Source organism: Pseudomonas sp. (assembly GCF_050739655.1).
GTDB lineage: Bacteria > Pseudomonadota > Gammaproteobacteria > Pseudomonadales > Pseudomonadaceae > Aquipseudomonas.
In genome coordinates this window covers 37,858-53,514 of the sequence record NZ_JBOIBY010000372.1, presented here as the reverse complement: position 1 = coordinate 53,514, position 15,657 = coordinate 37,858, and the positions used below count along the sequence as shown (strand labels likewise).

The 15,657-nt window shown below is 57.7% G+C and carries 17 protein-coding genes and 2 pseudogenes; 10 read left to right on the top strand and 9 right to left on the bottom strand.

Going from position 1 to position 15,657, the window contains the following annotated elements:
- Positions 1-173 precede the first annotated feature (173 nt).
- Together ACRESJ_RS18145 and ACRESJ_RS18140 are read left to right on the top strand one after the other, a co-directional pair.
- Positions 174-419: a hypothetical protein gene (locus tag ACRESJ_RS18145; protein WP_431759112.1), complete on the top strand. Its 246-nt coding sequence runs from the start codon at positions 174-176 to the stop codon at positions 417-419.
- A 261-nt stretch (positions 420-680) separates the two neighbouring features.
- Positions 681-917, top strand: coding sequence for a hypothetical protein (locus ACRESJ_RS18140; RefSeq protein ID WP_431759111.1), 237 nt, complete (start codon positions 681-683; stop codon positions 915-917).
- A 592-nt stretch (positions 918-1,509) separates the two neighbouring features.
- Here the strand turns inward: ACRESJ_RS18140 and ACRESJ_RS18135 are convergent.
- Positions 1,510-1,692: a DUF1654 domain-containing protein gene (locus ACRESJ_RS18135; protein WP_431759110.1), complete on the bottom strand. Its 183-nt coding sequence runs from the start codon at positions 1,690-1,692 to the stop codon at positions 1,510-1,512.
- 149 nt (positions 1,693-1,841) lie between these two features.
- The gene (locus ACRESJ_RS18130) at positions 1,842-2,255 is read right to left on the bottom strand and encodes an enoyl-CoA hydratase-related protein (protein WP_431759109.1); all 414 of its coding nucleotides are present in this window, start codon (positions 2,253-2,255) and stop codon (positions 1,842-1,844) included.
- Here ACRESJ_RS18130 and ACRESJ_RS18125 point away from each other — a divergent pair.
- From ACRESJ_RS18125 to ACRESJ_RS18115, 3 genes and pseudogenes are all read left to right on the top strand, one after another.
- Positions 2,246-2,413 (top strand): annotated as a pseudogene (locus ACRESJ_RS18125) (alcohol dehydrogenase); the annotation flags it as partial. The gene ACRESJ_RS18130 and the pseudogene ACRESJ_RS18125 sit on opposite strands and share 10 nt — an antisense overlap.
- Positions 2,414-2,572: 159 nt before the next feature.
- Entirely contained in the window at positions 2,573-3,007 is a 435-nt protein-coding gene (locus tag ACRESJ_RS18120) for a YeeE/YedE family protein (protein WP_431759108.1), read from the top strand.
- Between the two features lies 1 nt (position 3,008).
- Positions 3,009-3,428, top strand: coding sequence for a DUF6691 family protein (locus tag ACRESJ_RS18115; RefSeq protein ID WP_431759107.1), 420 nt, complete (start codon positions 3,009-3,011; stop codon positions 3,426-3,428).
- 108 nt (positions 3,429-3,536) lie between these two features.
- Here ACRESJ_RS18115 and ACRESJ_RS18110 read toward each other — a convergent pair whose 3' ends face one another.
- Positions 3,537-4,241, bottom strand: coding sequence for a phosphoribosyltransferase (locus ACRESJ_RS18110; protein ID WP_431759106.1), 705 nt, complete (start codon positions 4,239-4,241; stop codon positions 3,537-3,539).
- Positions 4,242-4,302: 61 nt separating this feature from the next.
- Positions 4,303-5,196 carry a universal stress protein gene (locus ACRESJ_RS18105; protein WP_431759105.1) on the bottom strand — a complete coding sequence of 298 codons (894 nt, stop codon included), beginning with the start codon at positions 5,194-5,196 and terminating at the stop codon, positions 4,303-4,305.
- A 320-nt stretch (positions 5,197-5,516) separates the two neighbouring features.
- Between ACRESJ_RS18105 and ACRESJ_RS18100 the strand changes: the two genes are divergently transcribed.
- The 3 genes from ACRESJ_RS18100 (at position 5,517) to ACRESJ_RS18090 (ending at position 8,306) form a co-directional block, all read left to right on the top strand.
- A complete protein-coding gene (locus tag ACRESJ_RS18100) occupies positions 5,517-6,083 on the top strand; it encodes a phosphoribosyltransferase family protein (protein WP_431759104.1) in 567 nt (188 codons plus the stop codon).
- Between the two features lie 116 nt (positions 6,084-6,199).
- The gene (locus ACRESJ_RS18095) at positions 6,200-7,180 is read left to right on the top strand and encodes a ribose-phosphate diphosphokinase (RefSeq protein ID WP_431759103.1); all 981 of its coding nucleotides are present in this window, start codon (positions 6,200-6,202) and stop codon (positions 7,178-7,180) included.
- A 73-nt stretch (positions 7,181-7,253) separates the two neighbouring features.
- Positions 7,254-8,306 (top strand): phosphotransferase, encoded by a 1,053-nt coding sequence (locus ACRESJ_RS18090; RefSeq protein ID WP_431759102.1) that lies wholly within the window; start codon positions 7,254-7,256, stop codon positions 8,304-8,306.
- Positions 8,307-8,327: 21 nt separating this feature from the next.
- On the opposite strand, the gene groL is transcribed toward ACRESJ_RS18090, so the two are convergent.
- From groL to ACRESJ_RS18065, 5 genes and pseudogenes are all read right to left on the bottom strand, one after another.
- Positions 8,328-9,944, bottom strand: coding sequence for a chaperonin GroEL (gene groL, locus ACRESJ_RS18085; RefSeq protein ID WP_431759101.1), 1,617 nt, complete (start codon positions 9,942-9,944; stop codon positions 8,328-8,330).
- 84 nt (positions 9,945-10,028) lie between these two features.
- Positions 10,029-10,233 (bottom strand): annotated as a pseudogene (locus tag ACRESJ_RS18080) (IS5/IS1182 family transposase); the annotation flags it as partial.
- Positions 10,234-10,390: 157 nt separating this feature from the next.
- A complete protein-coding gene (locus tag ACRESJ_RS18075) occupies positions 10,391-10,849 on the bottom strand; it encodes a hemerythrin domain-containing protein (protein WP_431759100.1) in 459 nt (152 codons plus the stop codon).
- A gap of 153 nt (positions 10,850-11,002) precedes the next feature.
- On the bottom strand, positions 11,003-11,464 hold the full coding sequence (locus ACRESJ_RS18070) for a hypothetical protein (protein ID WP_431759099.1): 462 nt from the start codon (positions 11,462-11,464) through the stop codon (positions 11,003-11,005).
- Between the two features lie 239 nt (positions 11,465-11,703).
- A complete protein-coding gene (locus ACRESJ_RS18065; protein ID WP_431759098.1) occupies positions 11,704-13,986 on the bottom strand; it encodes a heavy metal translocating P-type ATPase in 2,283 nt (760 codons plus the stop codon).
- A gap of 329 nt (positions 13,987-14,315) precedes the next feature.
- Between ACRESJ_RS18065 and ACRESJ_RS18060 the strand changes: the two genes are divergently transcribed.
- On the top strand, positions 14,316-14,858 hold the full coding sequence (locus tag ACRESJ_RS18060; RefSeq protein ID WP_431759097.1) for an Hsp20/alpha crystallin family protein: 543 nt from the start codon (positions 14,316-14,318) through the stop codon (positions 14,856-14,858).
- A gap of 102 nt (positions 14,859-14,960) precedes the next feature.
- Positions 14,961-15,608 (top strand): BON domain-containing protein, encoded by a 648-nt coding sequence (locus ACRESJ_RS18055; protein WP_431759096.1) that lies wholly within the window; start codon positions 14,961-14,963, stop codon positions 15,606-15,608.
- The last annotated feature ends 49 nt before the right edge of the window (positions 15,609-15,657 follow it).

Genomic DNA, 15,657 nt, shown 5'->3' with positions numbered 1-15,657 from the left:
AAAGGAAGGAAAGTATTAATATCGCGCATAAGAACGCCGGTTTGTTAGATGTGTTTGCTCGCACGAACATCATCAATCAAATCGGCGTTCTTGTTTCTGTGTTTCCCGGGATTCCGTGAAGAACCATTTTTTTGACCAGTGCTACGCTCTCCTCATCCGAGAGAGGAACCGATATGGCCGAACGTCCCGAAAACCCGACTCCAGCCCTGCTCAACCACCTGAATCAGAACATCAACGCCTTGGGCGCCGCTATCGAGGAAATAGGAATTTGGATCGATCAGCGCGGCTCCTCAGATACATCCGATCGCATCAATGAGCACTTGGAGGTGCTATCCAACAACAGTGACGCCATAGCCGAACTGTTGGTCGACTTGATCGCCAGAGGGAAGCCTGAAGAAGAGATTGACCCGGAAGACTGAGTCCGTACGGTGCTGGGCTTTTCGATTGCGACTTGCATTTCGAAAGGCGCCATCTACGCTGAATTCAGCTGAAGGATAAGCGACCAGTGTGTGAAAAACAGCCCGCCCCGTGCGGGCTTTTTCATTCTGCCTGGCGCTCTCCTTATTCCGATCTACACTGGCATTACTGCTGACGCAGTACTCCTTACATCACCCTATTGCCCGCCTCGTGTGGGCTTTTTTCTGCCTGCTACGCTTTCCCTTACAGCGAGAGGAAGCGCCATGCCAGCCGTCCCGACCACCGCCCTGCTCTACCGCCTCAACCAAAGCGTTATGGCCCTTGGTTCTGTCGCAGAAGAGGTCCGCATATGGATCGAACGAAACGGCGACACAAGGACCTCCGAAACTATCCTGAGCTACCTACGTGTGGTCGAGGAAAACGGAAGCATCATTGCCGACCTCATGTCCGAGGTTGTCGACAGGCTCCCCGCAGAAGATGACAGCGATCCGACAGTCTGATGCATGACCCGACCCATGAGCCCCCCAAGCGCGGGCTTTTTGGTTCTGGCGTGTCGCTTACAGATACCCCATAGCCGCCGCCGACACAGTGACTTTTATCGGTATCAATTCAAGCACACGTCGCTCTACACTCCAGCCAGCTGAAGGATCAGCCCCATCACAGAGTGCCCGCCCCGTGCGGGCTTTTTGCTGCCTGGTGCTAGGCTTATCCGAACACCAGTCGAGCGGGCATGAGTACATCTGCTCCCTCCATGGTGGACAGCATGGATACCACTGCCGGGGCCTCATTCGGAGTTGGCACAGGCGTATTGGTTGGTGGCGCGGCAGGCGGCCCATTAGGCGCACTAGTGGGGGCAGGGATTGGCTTTTTTGCCGGAAGTGAGGTGCAAAAGGCAAGCGGTCTGGAAGAGCGCGCATACAAGGTGCGAAATAGCGCCGGAGAAGAGCAAACCGTGCGCTCCCCGCGCCAAGAATTTGCCATTGGCCAACAGGTAGACGTCAGCGGTCGACGACTGCATGACCGCACCCCTTGAGCAGGTTTCATGACCAGCTTTATAGCCCGCCCTCCCCTTGGCGGGCTTTTTTACGCCCATCAGAAAGGTGCAGGCTCTTCCTCGGCAAACGCATTCTCCACTTCAACCACGCGATCTTCATCGGCCAGGGGTTCCCACCTCAGTGTCACAGATGCGTCGTCGTTGAAAGTCATGTCGATCCCGTCAGTTTCAGACAACAGCCCCATCACCTCCTCCCATTCTTGATCGCCGTCCGCATCCACGGGTCAATTCCGCATCAGTGGCAACATATAGAGAGCTGCGCGAGCACATGGTTACGTTCGCGCTTAGCTAACGGGCATAAATTGCCGTGCTCAGACACATGTTCGCCGCAACACTATGGACCGACACACGGAAGTAAGTAACAAAGCAGTCAACGACCTGCGAACTTCGCAGCGCGTCGTTCCAGAAAGGCGGTTACGCCCTCCCGAAAATCCTCACTCTTGGTTGCCGCACAGAAAGCCGCACGCTCCCTTTCCAGATGCGCCTGAAGCTCGCATGGTTCTCCACGAATCAGTGCTTTGAAGCGCCCAAATGCCAGCCCCGGCCCAGAGAGTATATCGTCGATAACTTTTTCTAGGCTGCTCTCCAGCTCAGCAGCAGACACACACCAGTCCACTAGATTCATAGTGAGGGCTGCCTCAACAGCAAGCTCCCCACTGCCCACCATTAGCTGCATCGCTGGGCCGGTACCAATGCGCCTTGGCAGGAAATAAGTGCCACCGCAATCCGGGGAAGCAGCGACACGGTTGTAGGCCAATAGTAAACGCGTCCCTTCTGCGGCCATGGGTTCTGCATCGCCCCGGCCAGTCGTTACAACTTGAAGAGCGTCCCATTCCTGCGCCTGGCTCACAGCAACTGTTGATCAAAGTTCTGGCCTGCGGCGTGTGCCGTACTGATCTCCGATTGGTGGATGGCGAGTTACCCCAAGCGCGGCTGCCCCGGGGCTCGTTCATCCCCTGCCCTCGCCCCACGAAACCACACCATTAATCGGCACCCTCAAGGGGCGGCGTCCGTTCGGATGACCGTTTAAGATAAATAAGCAGTCGGTGCGCGGTCAGTGACCTATGTCCTTTAACAGCACTTCTGTGCAGGAGATGCTAAATGAGCGTTGATTTGATCAATTTCACACCTTGGGCTTCATTGGGCGCAGGCGCCTTGATCGGGCTGGCGGCCAGCCTGTTCGTTTTGGCTAATGGTCGCATCGCCGGCATCAGCGGCTTATTGGGAAGCGTGATGAAGCTCAATAGCGAAGGCTGGAGCGAGAAAGCGTTGTTTCTTTTGGGGCTTTTGCTGGCCCCTGTGTTGTGGGGCGCGGTAAGCGTTTTACCGGACATAGAGATCACAGCCGGGTGGCCGACCCTGATCATTGCGGGCCTGCTCGTCGGCTTGGGAACCCGTTACGGTTCAGGCTGCACCAGTGGCCACGGCGTATGCGGGATTTCCCGTTTGTCGCCGCGTTCCATTGCTGCAACGGTGTGCTTCATGAGCGCTGGCTTTGCAACTGTGTATGTCAGTCGTCATGTTTTAGGAGCTTGATATGATCAAGTTAAGCGCATTTTTGGCCGGGTTGATCTTCGGTTTGGGTCTACTCCTGGGAGGTATGGCGAACCCTGCCAAGGTCTTGGCTTTTCTTGATGTGGCCGGGGCCTGGGACCCATCACTTGCGATGGTAATGGTAGGCGCCATCGCGGTGGCGGTCTTGCCCCTCAACTGGGCGCTCAAGCGCAAGCAATCCTTACTGGGTGCACCTATGCAGTTGCCTGTGAAGCGGGAGCTGGACGCCCGCTTGATTGGCGGCAGCTTGTTGTTCGGCATTGGTTGGGGCTTGGCGGGAATCTGCCCTGGTCCAGCCGTTGCAATTGTGCTGGTGGGTCACTGGAAAATCATCATATTCGTATTGGCCATGTTGAGCGGTATGTATGTGTTCTCTGCTTTGGAAAGCCGACACACGCATTGATCAAAGGACTCTGCCGCGTACGAAGATAACCAGGGCGCGCGCGTTCGCCGGCAAACACAAATCGGCGGACAATGCACGCTCGGCAGGTCCAGGGATCGGAACAGAGTCTCAAACATCGCGATGTTCCGTATGGGAGGCGCTCGACATTTCCCGCTCCCAGGCCCGCTGCATGAGATCGATGACTTCTTCGTCCGAGGTCTGGGAAAAATCCAGGTACCAGTAGCCGATCGACATCACCCACTCAGGAATGAGCGGGCAGATCACTTCGTCCACTTGCATGGATAAATCCTTGACCGTGTCCCGGGGAGCAACCGGTACCGCGACGACGATACGCTCCGGCGCCTGCATCCGCACCGTATGGATTGCAGCCATCATCGAAGAACCTGTGGCCAGGCCGTCGTCGATCAGGATCACCACCTGGCCCTTGAGTTGCGGTGGCGAGCGGTTTCCCCGATACGCCTTTTCACGTCGCGCCAGCTCCTGCGTCTCCCGGGCGAGCACCGCCTCGAAACTGGCTCGATCGATCGGGTGCGCACGCAGCGCGTCGTCATTGAGGACTTGTACACCGCCACTGGCAATGGCGCCTAAGGCGTATTCCGGGTGCGAAGGAGCACCGAGCTTGCGCACCAGCATCAGGTCCAGGCGCACACTCAGGGCGGTGGCGACTTCATAAGCCACCGGGACACCGCCACGCGGCAATGCCAGGATGATCACCTCAGGCCGGTTGGCGTATTTGAGCAGGGGTTCCACCAGGCGGCGGCCGGCTTCGGCGCGGTTGGGTAAGGTGGTTTGTAATGAGGGACTGTGTTTCACGGCAACCTCCTGGGACGCTGACGAATGGCGTTTCGTAACCTGCGGTCCTGGCTTGCCCGCGCTAAACGACCAGGATGCTGCACGTCACCTGGTACAGAGTATGTTCGGTGGTGCTGCCCAACAGTTTGTCCACCAGACCATGGGACTGGACCCTGCCCATCACAATCACGTCCATCTCTCGCTCATCGGCGAACGCATGCAGCACGGCCACAGGATGCCCCTCGATGAAATGTCGCCGGTCAGCCGGCACGCCATATCGGCCTGACAAGTCGAGGAACGATTTTTCATGGCGCTGGCGCAAATGACTGTAGAGGTCCGCAAGCGTGAAGCCTCCGCCGCCCATATCGCCCAGGAACAGCGCAGAAGCGTCGCAGGCATAGACCAGGTGCAACTCGGCCTGACACTGGATTGCCAGGCTGGACGCCTGCTGGATGATCCGGTCATTGAGCTCGTTGTCCTGTATCAGGGAATTGGAAACATCAACCGCTGCCACAACCTTGCGCGGCAAAGGATGATCACCTTCACCAGGCAGGTACACTGGTATCGGGCAATGGCGTAACAGACGCCAGTCCAGCGAGGTAAAGAAACCGCGCTTGAGTGCCGGTTCGCGTTGCACCTGCTTGATCAACAGGTCGGGCTGCATTTCTGCGACGTAATCGAGAATGTCTTGCTGCAAGTCGTCGGCCCATTTCGCCTCGGCGGTCACTTCAAGCCCCCTGTTGCGCAGATGATCGGCGTGGTATTTGAGCCAGTTGCGCTGGTCTTGCAGATACTCTTCGCGAGCCGCTTCCCGATCGCCTTCTTCGAGTAGCGACAAGAGCTTCCAGGATGGGATCATGGCGGCGATGTGCAGGCTTGCACCGCTGGCCTTGGCCAGCGCGGCGGCATGATCCATGGCTTCGGACTGGCGTAGGGCCGGGTTGATGATCAGCAATAACCGTTGGTACTGGCTCATGATCGGACTCCACGAAGCTCGCTTGTTTGTCGCTGCCCGCCACCCTGAACCGCAGTGCTCGCCGGTGGACCAGGCACCTGTTGTAGATTCAGAATCCTCCGTGGAGGCGGCCATGGCGTTGATTTATATCAAGTGCCTGCGCCAGCAGGCGACCCACCCAAAGTCGCTGCGCCCAAGCGCGCCACCAGACAGGTAGTCGAAGGCAGAAAAGACGGACTTTTGATTTGATCGCAATTGATCAATATCAATCGCGCCAGGGCCAACCGGGCTACATTGACCGAAAACGCACGTGCTCCAGGGTTCGCAGACAGGAGAAGGCAATGACGATCCTATTGGCAAGTCAGCGGTTGCGCCTTTATGAGCGCAATGAACTCGATGACGTGTTGCAGACGATGGCGCGCCGGGCCGCCAGCCTGCTGCCACCGACGCACGCTGCCCTGATTGGTATCAAGCGCCGGGGGGAGCCCCTGGCCCAACGATTGCGCGAGTACATTGCGCGCCAGACCGGCGAACCGGAACTCCCTCTTTATCCACTTGAGGTCAAGCGCTACGCCGACGACCTGCAAGTGCTGCATGCCTTCACACAATTGACCGAAAACCCGCTTCTGACCAAACTGGACCTCGCCAACACCACCTTGCTGGTCGTTGATGATGTATTGTTCGAAGGCCATTCGCTGCTGCGTACCTGCGCCTATCTGGCACAACTGGGAGCTCGTCGGGTCTACACGGCCGTATTGGTCGACCGGCACATCTGCCAGCAGCCGATCCGGGCCGACATTGTCGGCGTGCACCTGCAAGTTGCCGCCTCTGACATTGTCGAGTGCAATGTGCCGCCCTTCGAACCGGACTTTTGCCTGGAGGTGGTGCGCCACGGCGCCGCCCGTTGACGGCACGGCGTCGGGCGCTCGCGGGTTACCCGGGTTCGACGACGATACGACAAACGTGCGGCTGGCAAAGGCCATCGAAATGATAGGTCTTGCCAATCGCCTCGGAGGAGGTTGGCATGCGCACCCTGCCCCCACTACTTTTTGCCTTGCAAGGTAGCGAGCTTTACGCTGCGCGCGTCGCCCAGCGGCTGGGTTGCTCACTGGCGCAGCATGAAGAACGAGACTATGAAGACGGCGAGCACAAGTGCCGCCCGCTGGATCTGGTACACGGCCGCGAAGTCGTCGTGTTCTATGGCTTGCATGGGGATGGTCGGCAGAGCGCCAACGACAAGCTATGTCGCCTGCTGTTTTTCTGCAGTGCACTGAAGGATGCCGGTGCCTGTCAGGTGCAGGTGGTGGCACCCTACCTCTGCTACGGGCGCAAGGATCGGCGCAGCGAGCCCCAGGACCCGACCATCACGCGCTACGTGGCCGCTTTTTTTGAAGCCAGCGGCGTCGATCGCCTGATCACCCTGGAGGTCCATAATCCGGCGGCGTTCGACAATGCGTTCCGCATGCCGGCGTGGAACCTGCAATGCGCCGAACTGTTTGCCCGGCATTTCGCCGCGCAGGTCGGTGACGCCGAAGTGGTGGCGGTCTCCCCGGACTCAGGTGGCAGCAAGCGGGCCGAGCAGTTTCGCCAAGCCCTGCAGCGGCTGCTGGGACGATCGGTCAGTAGCGCCCTGATGGAAAAACACCGCGCCCATACTACGCTGACGGGCACCCTCTTGATGGGCGATGTGAGCGGCAAGACAGCCATCGTGCTCGATGATCTGATCAGCACCGGGGCAACGCTCAAGCATGCCGGCCTTGCCTGCCAGGAGGCTGGCGCAACGCGCTTGTTCGCAGCCGCCACCCATGGCTTGTTCACCGCCGGCAGTCAACTGTTCGACCTACCGATCTTCGAACACATCGCGATCACAGACACCGTGCCGCCGTTTCGCCTGTCGCCTGACTGTGTCTCGCGCCACCTGCAGGTGCTCGACAGCACGGCCCTGATCGCCACCTGCCTGGCGGAAAATGGCGCATTTGATCACTCTGACCCAGGGCATCGATAATCGACAGGATCGGGATAGGCATGTTACCCATCGTTGAACAGCCCCAGGACGGTTTGAAGATGAGGAGGCTGGAATGAGCAACGAGCAAGACGAAGTGATAGCCTTTCTCTCCCGACCATCCACCTACGATGCGTCCAACCAGCCTGTGGAGCGAATCGAGACCCATGGTTCGGTGATTTTCCTGCATGCCGACCGTGCCTACAAACTCAAGCGCGCAGTGGCGTTTGCCGAGCTGGATTTCCTCAGCCTGCAAAGTCGGAAAAAAGCCTGCCGGGCAGAATTGTGGCTCAACCGGCGAACAGCGCCGACACTGTATTTACGCCTGTGCTCGATCAATCGCCAGGCCGATGGTCAATTGGTGCTCGACGGCCAGGGACCCGCGGTGGACTGGCTGGTGGTGATGCGCCGCTTCGCTCAGGAAAACCTGTTTGACTGCATGGCCGCCCAAGGCCATCTGAGCGAACCGATGATGCAACGGTTAGGCATCGAGATCGCCCGCTTTCATGCCTGCGCCCAGATCACTCCGTCTTTCGGGCGCATGCCGGACCTGTCTGAAGAGATCGAGAAAAACTACCGGGAAATGTCGCGCTACAGTGCTGTTCTCGACAGCGCGAAAGTCACCTCGATTGCCCACGCCTCCAGGAAGCTGCTGGTGTCCTTGACTGCCTGCCTGGAAGAGCGACGCCGTCAGGGCCGCGTACGCCGCTGCCATGGCGATATGCGCCTGGCCAATATCTGTCTGCTCGACGAGCAGCCGACACTGTTCGACGGCATCGAGTTCAGCGAACGGCTCACCTGCATTGACGTGCTGTACGATCTGGCATTCGTGCTGATGGACCTGCAACACCACGGCCTCAACAGGCTCGGTGCATGTCTACTGACCACTTACATCAAGCACTGTACCTGGAAGGAAGACTGCGAACCCTTGGCGTTTTTCCTTTCCCTGCGCGCTGCCACCCGCTGTTTCTCCTTCGCCGGTGCAGCGCAACGTCATGCCGACCCGGCCATGCGCCATGAGAAAAGACAAAAAGCCAACTTGCTGATGCAGCAGGCGCTCGGCTACCTGCACGGTGAAAATCCGATCCTCCATCACCTGGAGTTGACCGATATAGCCGCCTCAACCTGAGTGCGCCGCTAGGCGGCCTCCTCATTCAGGAAAAGGCGGCTGGGCGGGTGATTCCTTCTCCGGGATATCAGTGATGGTCGCCTCGGTCAGCAACAGAATGCTGGCCACCGATACGGCATTTTCGAGGGCAATGCGCACCACCTTGGTCGGATCGATGATGCCCGCTTCGTACATGTCCACGTAACAGTTGGCGGACGCATCGAAACCGACATTGCCGGGTTCTGTGAGCATGCGCGCAACCACCACGCCGGCGTCCACCGCCGAGTTTTCCGCGATGAGCCTGGCCGGGGCTTCCAGGGCCCGGCGAAGCACTTGCAGACCGGTTCTGAAGTCGCCCTCGCAACGTGCTTCTTCGGCCGCGATAAGGGGGGCCGCCTTGAGCAAGGCAAGCCCGCCACCAGGCACAGTGCCTTCGGCAATGGCCGCGCGAGTCGCCGAGATGGCGTCATCTAGCGCATCCTTGCGTGCCTTCATTTCCGCTTCGGAAGGCGCGCCGACGCGGATCACCGCTACCCCACCAGACAGCCTGGCCAGTCGTTCCTGGAGTTTTTCCCGGTCGTATTCGTTGCTGGTGTGCTCCATCTGCGTGCGAATCTGTTGCAACCGCGCCTCAATCGCCTCCCGCGTACCTGCTCCACCAATCAACGCCGTGCTGTCCTTTTGCACCACGACGCGGTGCGCCCGCCCCAACTGGCCCAGTTCCACCTGTTCCAGAGTGATGCCCAAATCGTTGGAAACCACCGTTGCCCCTGTCAGCACCGCCATGTCCTGAAGCATTTCCTTGCGCCGATCACCAAAGCCCGGCGCCTTGATGGCCACCGCTCGCAGGACGCCGCGAATCTGGTTGACCACCAGTGTGGTCAACGCCTCGCCTTCGATGTCATCTGCGATCAAGACCAGGGGTTGACCATTCTTGGCAACAAGCTCGAGCAAGGGCAGCAGGTCCTTGAGTGCGCCAATCTTGTGGTCACAGAGCAGCAAGTAGGCGTCATCGAGTTCGACCTGCATTTTCTCGGGGTCGGTGACGAAGTACGGCGAGACATAACCGCGGTCAAAGCGCATCCCTTCCATCACCTCAACCACCGTTTCAGTGGTCTTGGACTCCTCGACGCTGACGACGCCTTCAACGCCGACCTTTTCCAACGCGTCCGCCACCAACTGCCCGATGACGGCATCGTTATGCGCCGACAGCGTGGCGACCTGGGCTTTTTCCTTGGGCGTACTGACGGGTCGCGCCTGAGCGACGAGTGATTCCACCACCAACGACAACCCGCGATCCAGGCCACGCTTGATGTCGATCGCGCTCGCACCCGCGACGACATTGCGAATGCCATCGGCGAGGATGGCGTGGGCCAGCACCGTCGAGGTACTGGTGCCATCCCCTACCGCGTCGCCAGTACGTTCGGCGGCCTGGCGCAGCATTTGCGCGCCCAGGTTTTCCTCAGGATCTTGCAGGTCAACGCGCTTGGCAATCGTCACGCCGTCGTTGCAGACCGTGGGATTGCCCCATTTATTCTGGATCAACACCGATTTTGATTTCGGGCCCAGCGTCACACGCACAGCGTCCGCCAACTGCGTGGCGCCACTGAGGATTTTCTCGCGGGCGGCAGCACGAAAGTCAATTTTACTGTGGGCCATCTGAGTGTACTCCTCCCCATTTGTATAACAAACGCATTGAGGAATGCTTATATGGAGTCGTCCTTGCCATGTTGAGATTTATCAACAAAAGTTAGCGTCTTTGATTGTCGGGCCACCGCAACTGCGGCCTGGAGTGTGATCGGCAGGCTCGTCAGCCCCTTTTTTCCGGCGCCAGATGAGGCCCGGGTTGCACGTACAGCGGTTGAGTCGTTCTCCAGGTTTGCAAATGGATCAAGCCTTGCTCATTCAAGTTCAGGTGCAAGCGTTAGAGCATCCGATCGAATGCCCCCTTGGGTGGCGATTGGGTTGCTCGGGAATTCGTACAGAGCCTAGATTTATATGATCAACGACCGTCCCTTGCTGGAATTCAACTCCACATCGTTACTGTGTGAGTTAGACCGCTATACAGCAGCACCATTTTTGAAGGTAGAAAGTAATGGCTCCGATTAATGCCAGTGACACTTTATTTCGTTCCATTGGATGTCTGAAAGCCACTTATCTGCCATCGGGAAGAAAATATTCTCCTCTGCCTCCATATGATTGTAGTACTTCATGATGAAGTTATCGACGGCGGCAACGATTGCGCTCGTTTCCTGAGTTGAGTCCTCCAACATCTTGAGTTGTCCTGCAATGCGCCCAAATGCCTCATGATCGCGCTCGATATCCTTTACCCGTGGATGGATCGGCGCCTCAGTTGTTAGCAACGCCCGCCGGATAAGCTCTTCATTTTCATGGTGGTGTTGCTCGGTTTCACCATGCAAGGACTCCAGCATCTTAAACAAGAGCTTGCAGTCATCGCCGCTTGCACTTTCATACTTTAGCTTCTTCAGCAATGCTTTGATGCGATTAATTTTTCCAGCCACCTCATGATGATAGGCATGAAGCTCATTTAACAAGACGTTCATTTGACACCCTCACTCATTCACCGAACCATCATAGGGGGGGGTGATAATCAATCACCGCTTTTTGACAACAGCCTGACATATAAACTCCAGCCCTTTAATCCAGCCAAAAAATCTTTCCGTGCATTTACATTTTTAGTTACAGATTTACTTCTGTTACTCAAGAGTCAGGCGCTTGGCCAACTCGGCGTTAGGCTCCCAGAGAACGTTGATACAGACTTCCCCGTCCTCGTCCGTAACAGGCTGAAGATCCTGCGGTTCCAACATACGGATGTCGACCAACGCAAGTCGCACAGTTCCGTTTTTGTCGAGGAGCGCATGTGCCATACATTCGCATAGGGAGCGGGGCAAGGCTTTTATGGGAGGTTCTATGTCGGCATTCTCAAGCTCGACCTCGAAGCGCGTGGAGCACGCATTTACCAACTCCTTCAACGCATGAGAGGCAAAGTAATATGCCGTGAAATAACACACCGTCAACGTCAGCGAGATCAACAAGAAGAAGATTGCTTCACGTTTCCAGGTTTTTTTGCCCGACAGACGCAGGTTTCCAACTGTTGCACCTCTACCCCGCCACCAACCTCGCACCACGTTAACCCCAACCAGCTTGTTGATGTTCATGACAAGCACCCGCCCCCCCCTGTGTAATAGAAGCATGGAGCCAATAACAGGATGCGGTTTGACTTAAATCAACCAGTTTGCAACAAGTGTGCTCCTCGTACGTCACCAGAATGAAATGGCTCGCTTGGCAAACGTGCACCAACGGGCAGCCTTGCACCCGGCGGTGCAATCAGTGGCTATTTCGTTCCACTGACCCCGGTGGTTGCCAGAAGCGCTAGCGTCGTGCTGAACGCACCCGTTTAGCGCCAATCCAGATACCGAAACAGCTCCTCTTCCTGATCAAAGTGCAGTCGCACGAGGATATCGAGCCGTATCAACTGATGCTGTATCTCATCCGCTGAAGCCGTTTCAGGAGCGACACTGAAGTCACTGCTCATGCGCGCCAGCAGATGGATGAGGCGAAAAATCTCCCGGTGAGCATGGCTCATGGCCGACATGGGGTCCTCGCCTGACAGGCTTCGCGTCAGCTGCGGATAGAGTGTGTTTTCATCTTCACGTTCATGGCGTGCCAGCGATGATTGCAGCTTGATGACCAGTTTCTGTAAATCAGTCTGTGCTTGCGCCATTGGACGCAGGGAAAAATCATTGGCCATTTGGTGCAGATCGCTGAGCACTGAAGAGAGTTGCTTGTGCTCATCCTGCAGGTGATCAATCTGTTGCGCAGCAAGCCTTTGTTGGCTCACCTCCCGCAGCGGCCCCAATGCACGCAAGGCGTTAATGATGATCACCACATCGATGCCCTCTTGCACGATGGCGCCGATGAGGGGTGGCAGGTAACCGAGGGCCGCCACCACCATGGCCAGCAACGACATACCCATGCCGACCAGCACACCCTGGCGCGCGATGTGGCGGGTTCCTCGGGCAATGTCCAGCGCCTCCACCAGACGATCAAGACGATCCACCAGCAGCACAACGCCCGCCGCTTGCGCTGACGCCGTGGCACCGCTAGCCCCCATTGCCACGCCGACGTTGGCCGCCGCTAACGCGGGAGCATCATTGATGCCATCGCCGACCATCAAGGTACTTGCGCGCAAACAGCCTTCCTGCACCGCTCGAACTTTATCCTCGGGGATCAATCCTGCACGCAGCTCGTCAATCCCGGCGGACAGCGCAACCATCTCGGCGGTCTCCAAGCGGTCCCCAGTAAGCATGACGATCCTCTCTATGCCCCTGTTCCGTAGTCTGCGCAGCGTTTGTGGTGTTTCGCGACGCACGTTGTCCGAGAACACCAACAAGCCAGCAAGCGCTCGATCCACTTCAATAAAGCTGCCACTGCACGCCAGGTAATCCATGTGGCGCAACATGGCTGCGGCCCACTGCGACGCAGGTGCGCTTGCCTGAGCAAAAGACAACGTACCTAAACGCACCTGCCTGCCATCGACCACCCCACACAGGCCAGCACCCGGTGTCTCTTCTACCTGCTGGGGAACGCTGAGGAGCAACTGGCGCTGATTCGCCGCCTCGACTATGGCCCGGGAGATGGGGTGCGTCGAGGCCTGGGCCAGCGAAGCGGCCAGGCAGAGCAACCGCTGGGGGTCGGCCAGTCCATTGACCTCAATTGACTGTAGACGTGCATGGCCGCTGGTCAGCGTTCCGGTCTTGTCAAGAAACACCTGCTTGATGCCGGCCAACGCCTCCAGCGTCGCGCCATCCTTGATCAGTATCCCGCGCCGCGCCGCCCTCGAAATGCCTGACATGATGGAAATCGGCACCGCCAGAATCAATGGGCACGGCGTGGCCACCACCAGTACTGCCAGCGCTCGCAAAGGATCACCACTGAGCTTCCAGGCCGCCGCGGCGATCAGCAAGGTTAACGGGATGAAGAACAATGCATAACGGTCGGCCAAACGTACGAAAGGCGCGCGTGAACGTCGCGCCTCCTCGGCCAGCCGAACGATCCCGGCATAGGTGCTTTGCGCAGCCGTTCGCGTGGCGGTCAGCAGAAGGACTGCACCGACATTGGAGACGCCGCTGAGCAGTTGCTCTCCTTCTCGACGGGTGACGGGCAACGATTCGCCGCTGAGTGCCGATTCATCCAGTTCGGCGGTGGGACTCAGTAGGCGCCCGTCGACCGGTACAACCTCCCCCAGGCGCACCAGCAATGTTTGATTTGGCTGGATCTGTTCCACGGGGATCTCGCGCAACCCACCCTCTTCCTGCAACCAGGCAAAACGTGGCGCCCGATCGATAAGGGCACGAAGCTCACGCTCGGCGCGTTGGCTGGTATAAAACTCCAGGGTACGTCCGCTTGCGAGCATCAAGGCAATCACCGCTGCCACCAGTGTCTGCGTAAAAGCCAGGGCGGCGGTGATCGACAGCAACGCGATCATGTCTACACCTGCCTCGCGCCGGGCCAGACGCCTGACGATCTCGACCAGCAGAACCAAGGCCATGACCATACTTCCTGCGGCCCAGCACATCGACGCCCATTCCGGTCTTTGCGCAAAGTACGCAACGCCCCCCGCCAGTAGCGTCAGGGCGCTGAGCAGGAGCAGCGCGGGGTCCTGCCATTTACTGTACATGGCGGTGAGTTCCTCAAAGGACGTGTCACGTTTCTCGTAGCGAAAACACCCGTCGCCCATTGAGTCAAAGCTTAGGACTCGATCGTCTATCGTGTCCGTTTTTGACCAGCACCGAGGTGACGGCTGGGCAATAAGGGTGTTTGCCCTCTTTCTGATTTAAATCAAGCGACCGTTGGGTATTGCCGTAGAAATAAGGGTCAGCGTTCGCACCATCGCATTGGATAACTGAAGCTGGCTTTGAAAAGGTCAGCGCCTGGCTGTTTTTTTCAGGGTGGACTCGTGCACGGGATGTTTGCAGCCTGCCCTATACCCAAGAGGAGTCGTGAAAAATGAGCAATTCCGTGAAAAAAATGCCGATCCAGACCGAAGACAAATCAAGCCGGCATCCAACCACCTCAGACCTTTGGCGGCCCCTGGAAAAACTGCGGCAACAGGTCGATCACCTGTTCGACGAGTTCAATCGCGGTTCAGGGTTATCGCCCTTCAGCCGTGGGCTATTTGATGTCGAACCCTTCTGGCGGCGCGAACTCATCGGCCATGGCTTGCCTGCCGTGGACATCACCGAAAAAGACAAGAGCTTCGAAATCACCGCCGAACTCCCCGGCATGGATCAAAAGAACATCGAGCTCAAACTGTCCAACGGCAATCTGATCATCAAGGGAGAAAAGAAAGAGGACAAGGAAGAAAAAAGAAAGGGCTATTACCTTAGCGAGCGTCACTATGGTTCCTTTGAACGGGTGTTCAACCTGCCCAAAGGCGTCGATGTCGAGAAGATCGAAGCGAGCTTCAGCAAAGGCGTGCTGAACATTTCTCTGCCGAAAAAGCCCGAAGCCATGAAGGCGGACAAAGTCGTGCCGATCAAGGCGGATTGACCGTTGGCGTACCTGCCCCCTGCCGGGAAACCGGCCGGGGGTCTTATTTGGTCTTTTAACCTCGGCCCTTGTACTACAGTACTTCAAACCCGGGATGCAATCATGAGCGACTTGAACTTACGTAAAGCCATTTTGGAAGAGCTTGAATTTCAGCCCGACATTGACGCCGCCCACATCGGCGTGAGCGTGGAAAACGGCGTCGTCACACTTACCGGTCATGTTAAAAATTACGGTCAGAAAGTCAGCGCCGAACGTGCAGTCAAAGCCATCAAAGGCGTGCGCGCCGTGGCCGAAGAAATCCAGGTAAGACTGGAAAAGGGCGCGGGCACGGCGGACGACACCATCGCCAACCGCGCCTTGAATATCCTCTCCTGGAGTTCTGATACGCCCGAAGGCGATATCAAAATCATTGTGCAAAATGGATGGATCACCCTGGAAGGCCAAGTGGACTGGCAATATCAGAAAGAAATCGCCGAGCGAGCTGTACGCAAATTGTCCGGCGTAGTCGGCGTAAACAATCGCCTCACCCTCCGCCCTCGCATAGACGTCACCGATATCCAGCATCGCATCGAAGAAGCCCTCAAACGCAATGCCGAAGTCGACGCGAAAGGGATACGTATCAAGGTTGCAGGCGGTGTTGTGAAGCTTGAAGGCAAAGTGCATTTTTGGCGCGAGCGTCAGATCGCGGAGCGTGCCGCCTGGTCGGTGCCGCGCGTGTCCAAGGTGGAGGATCACTTGTTGATTGCCTGAGTGAGTCATTGCTCGGTGATGTCTCGATGACCAGCCGGATGGAGGAACC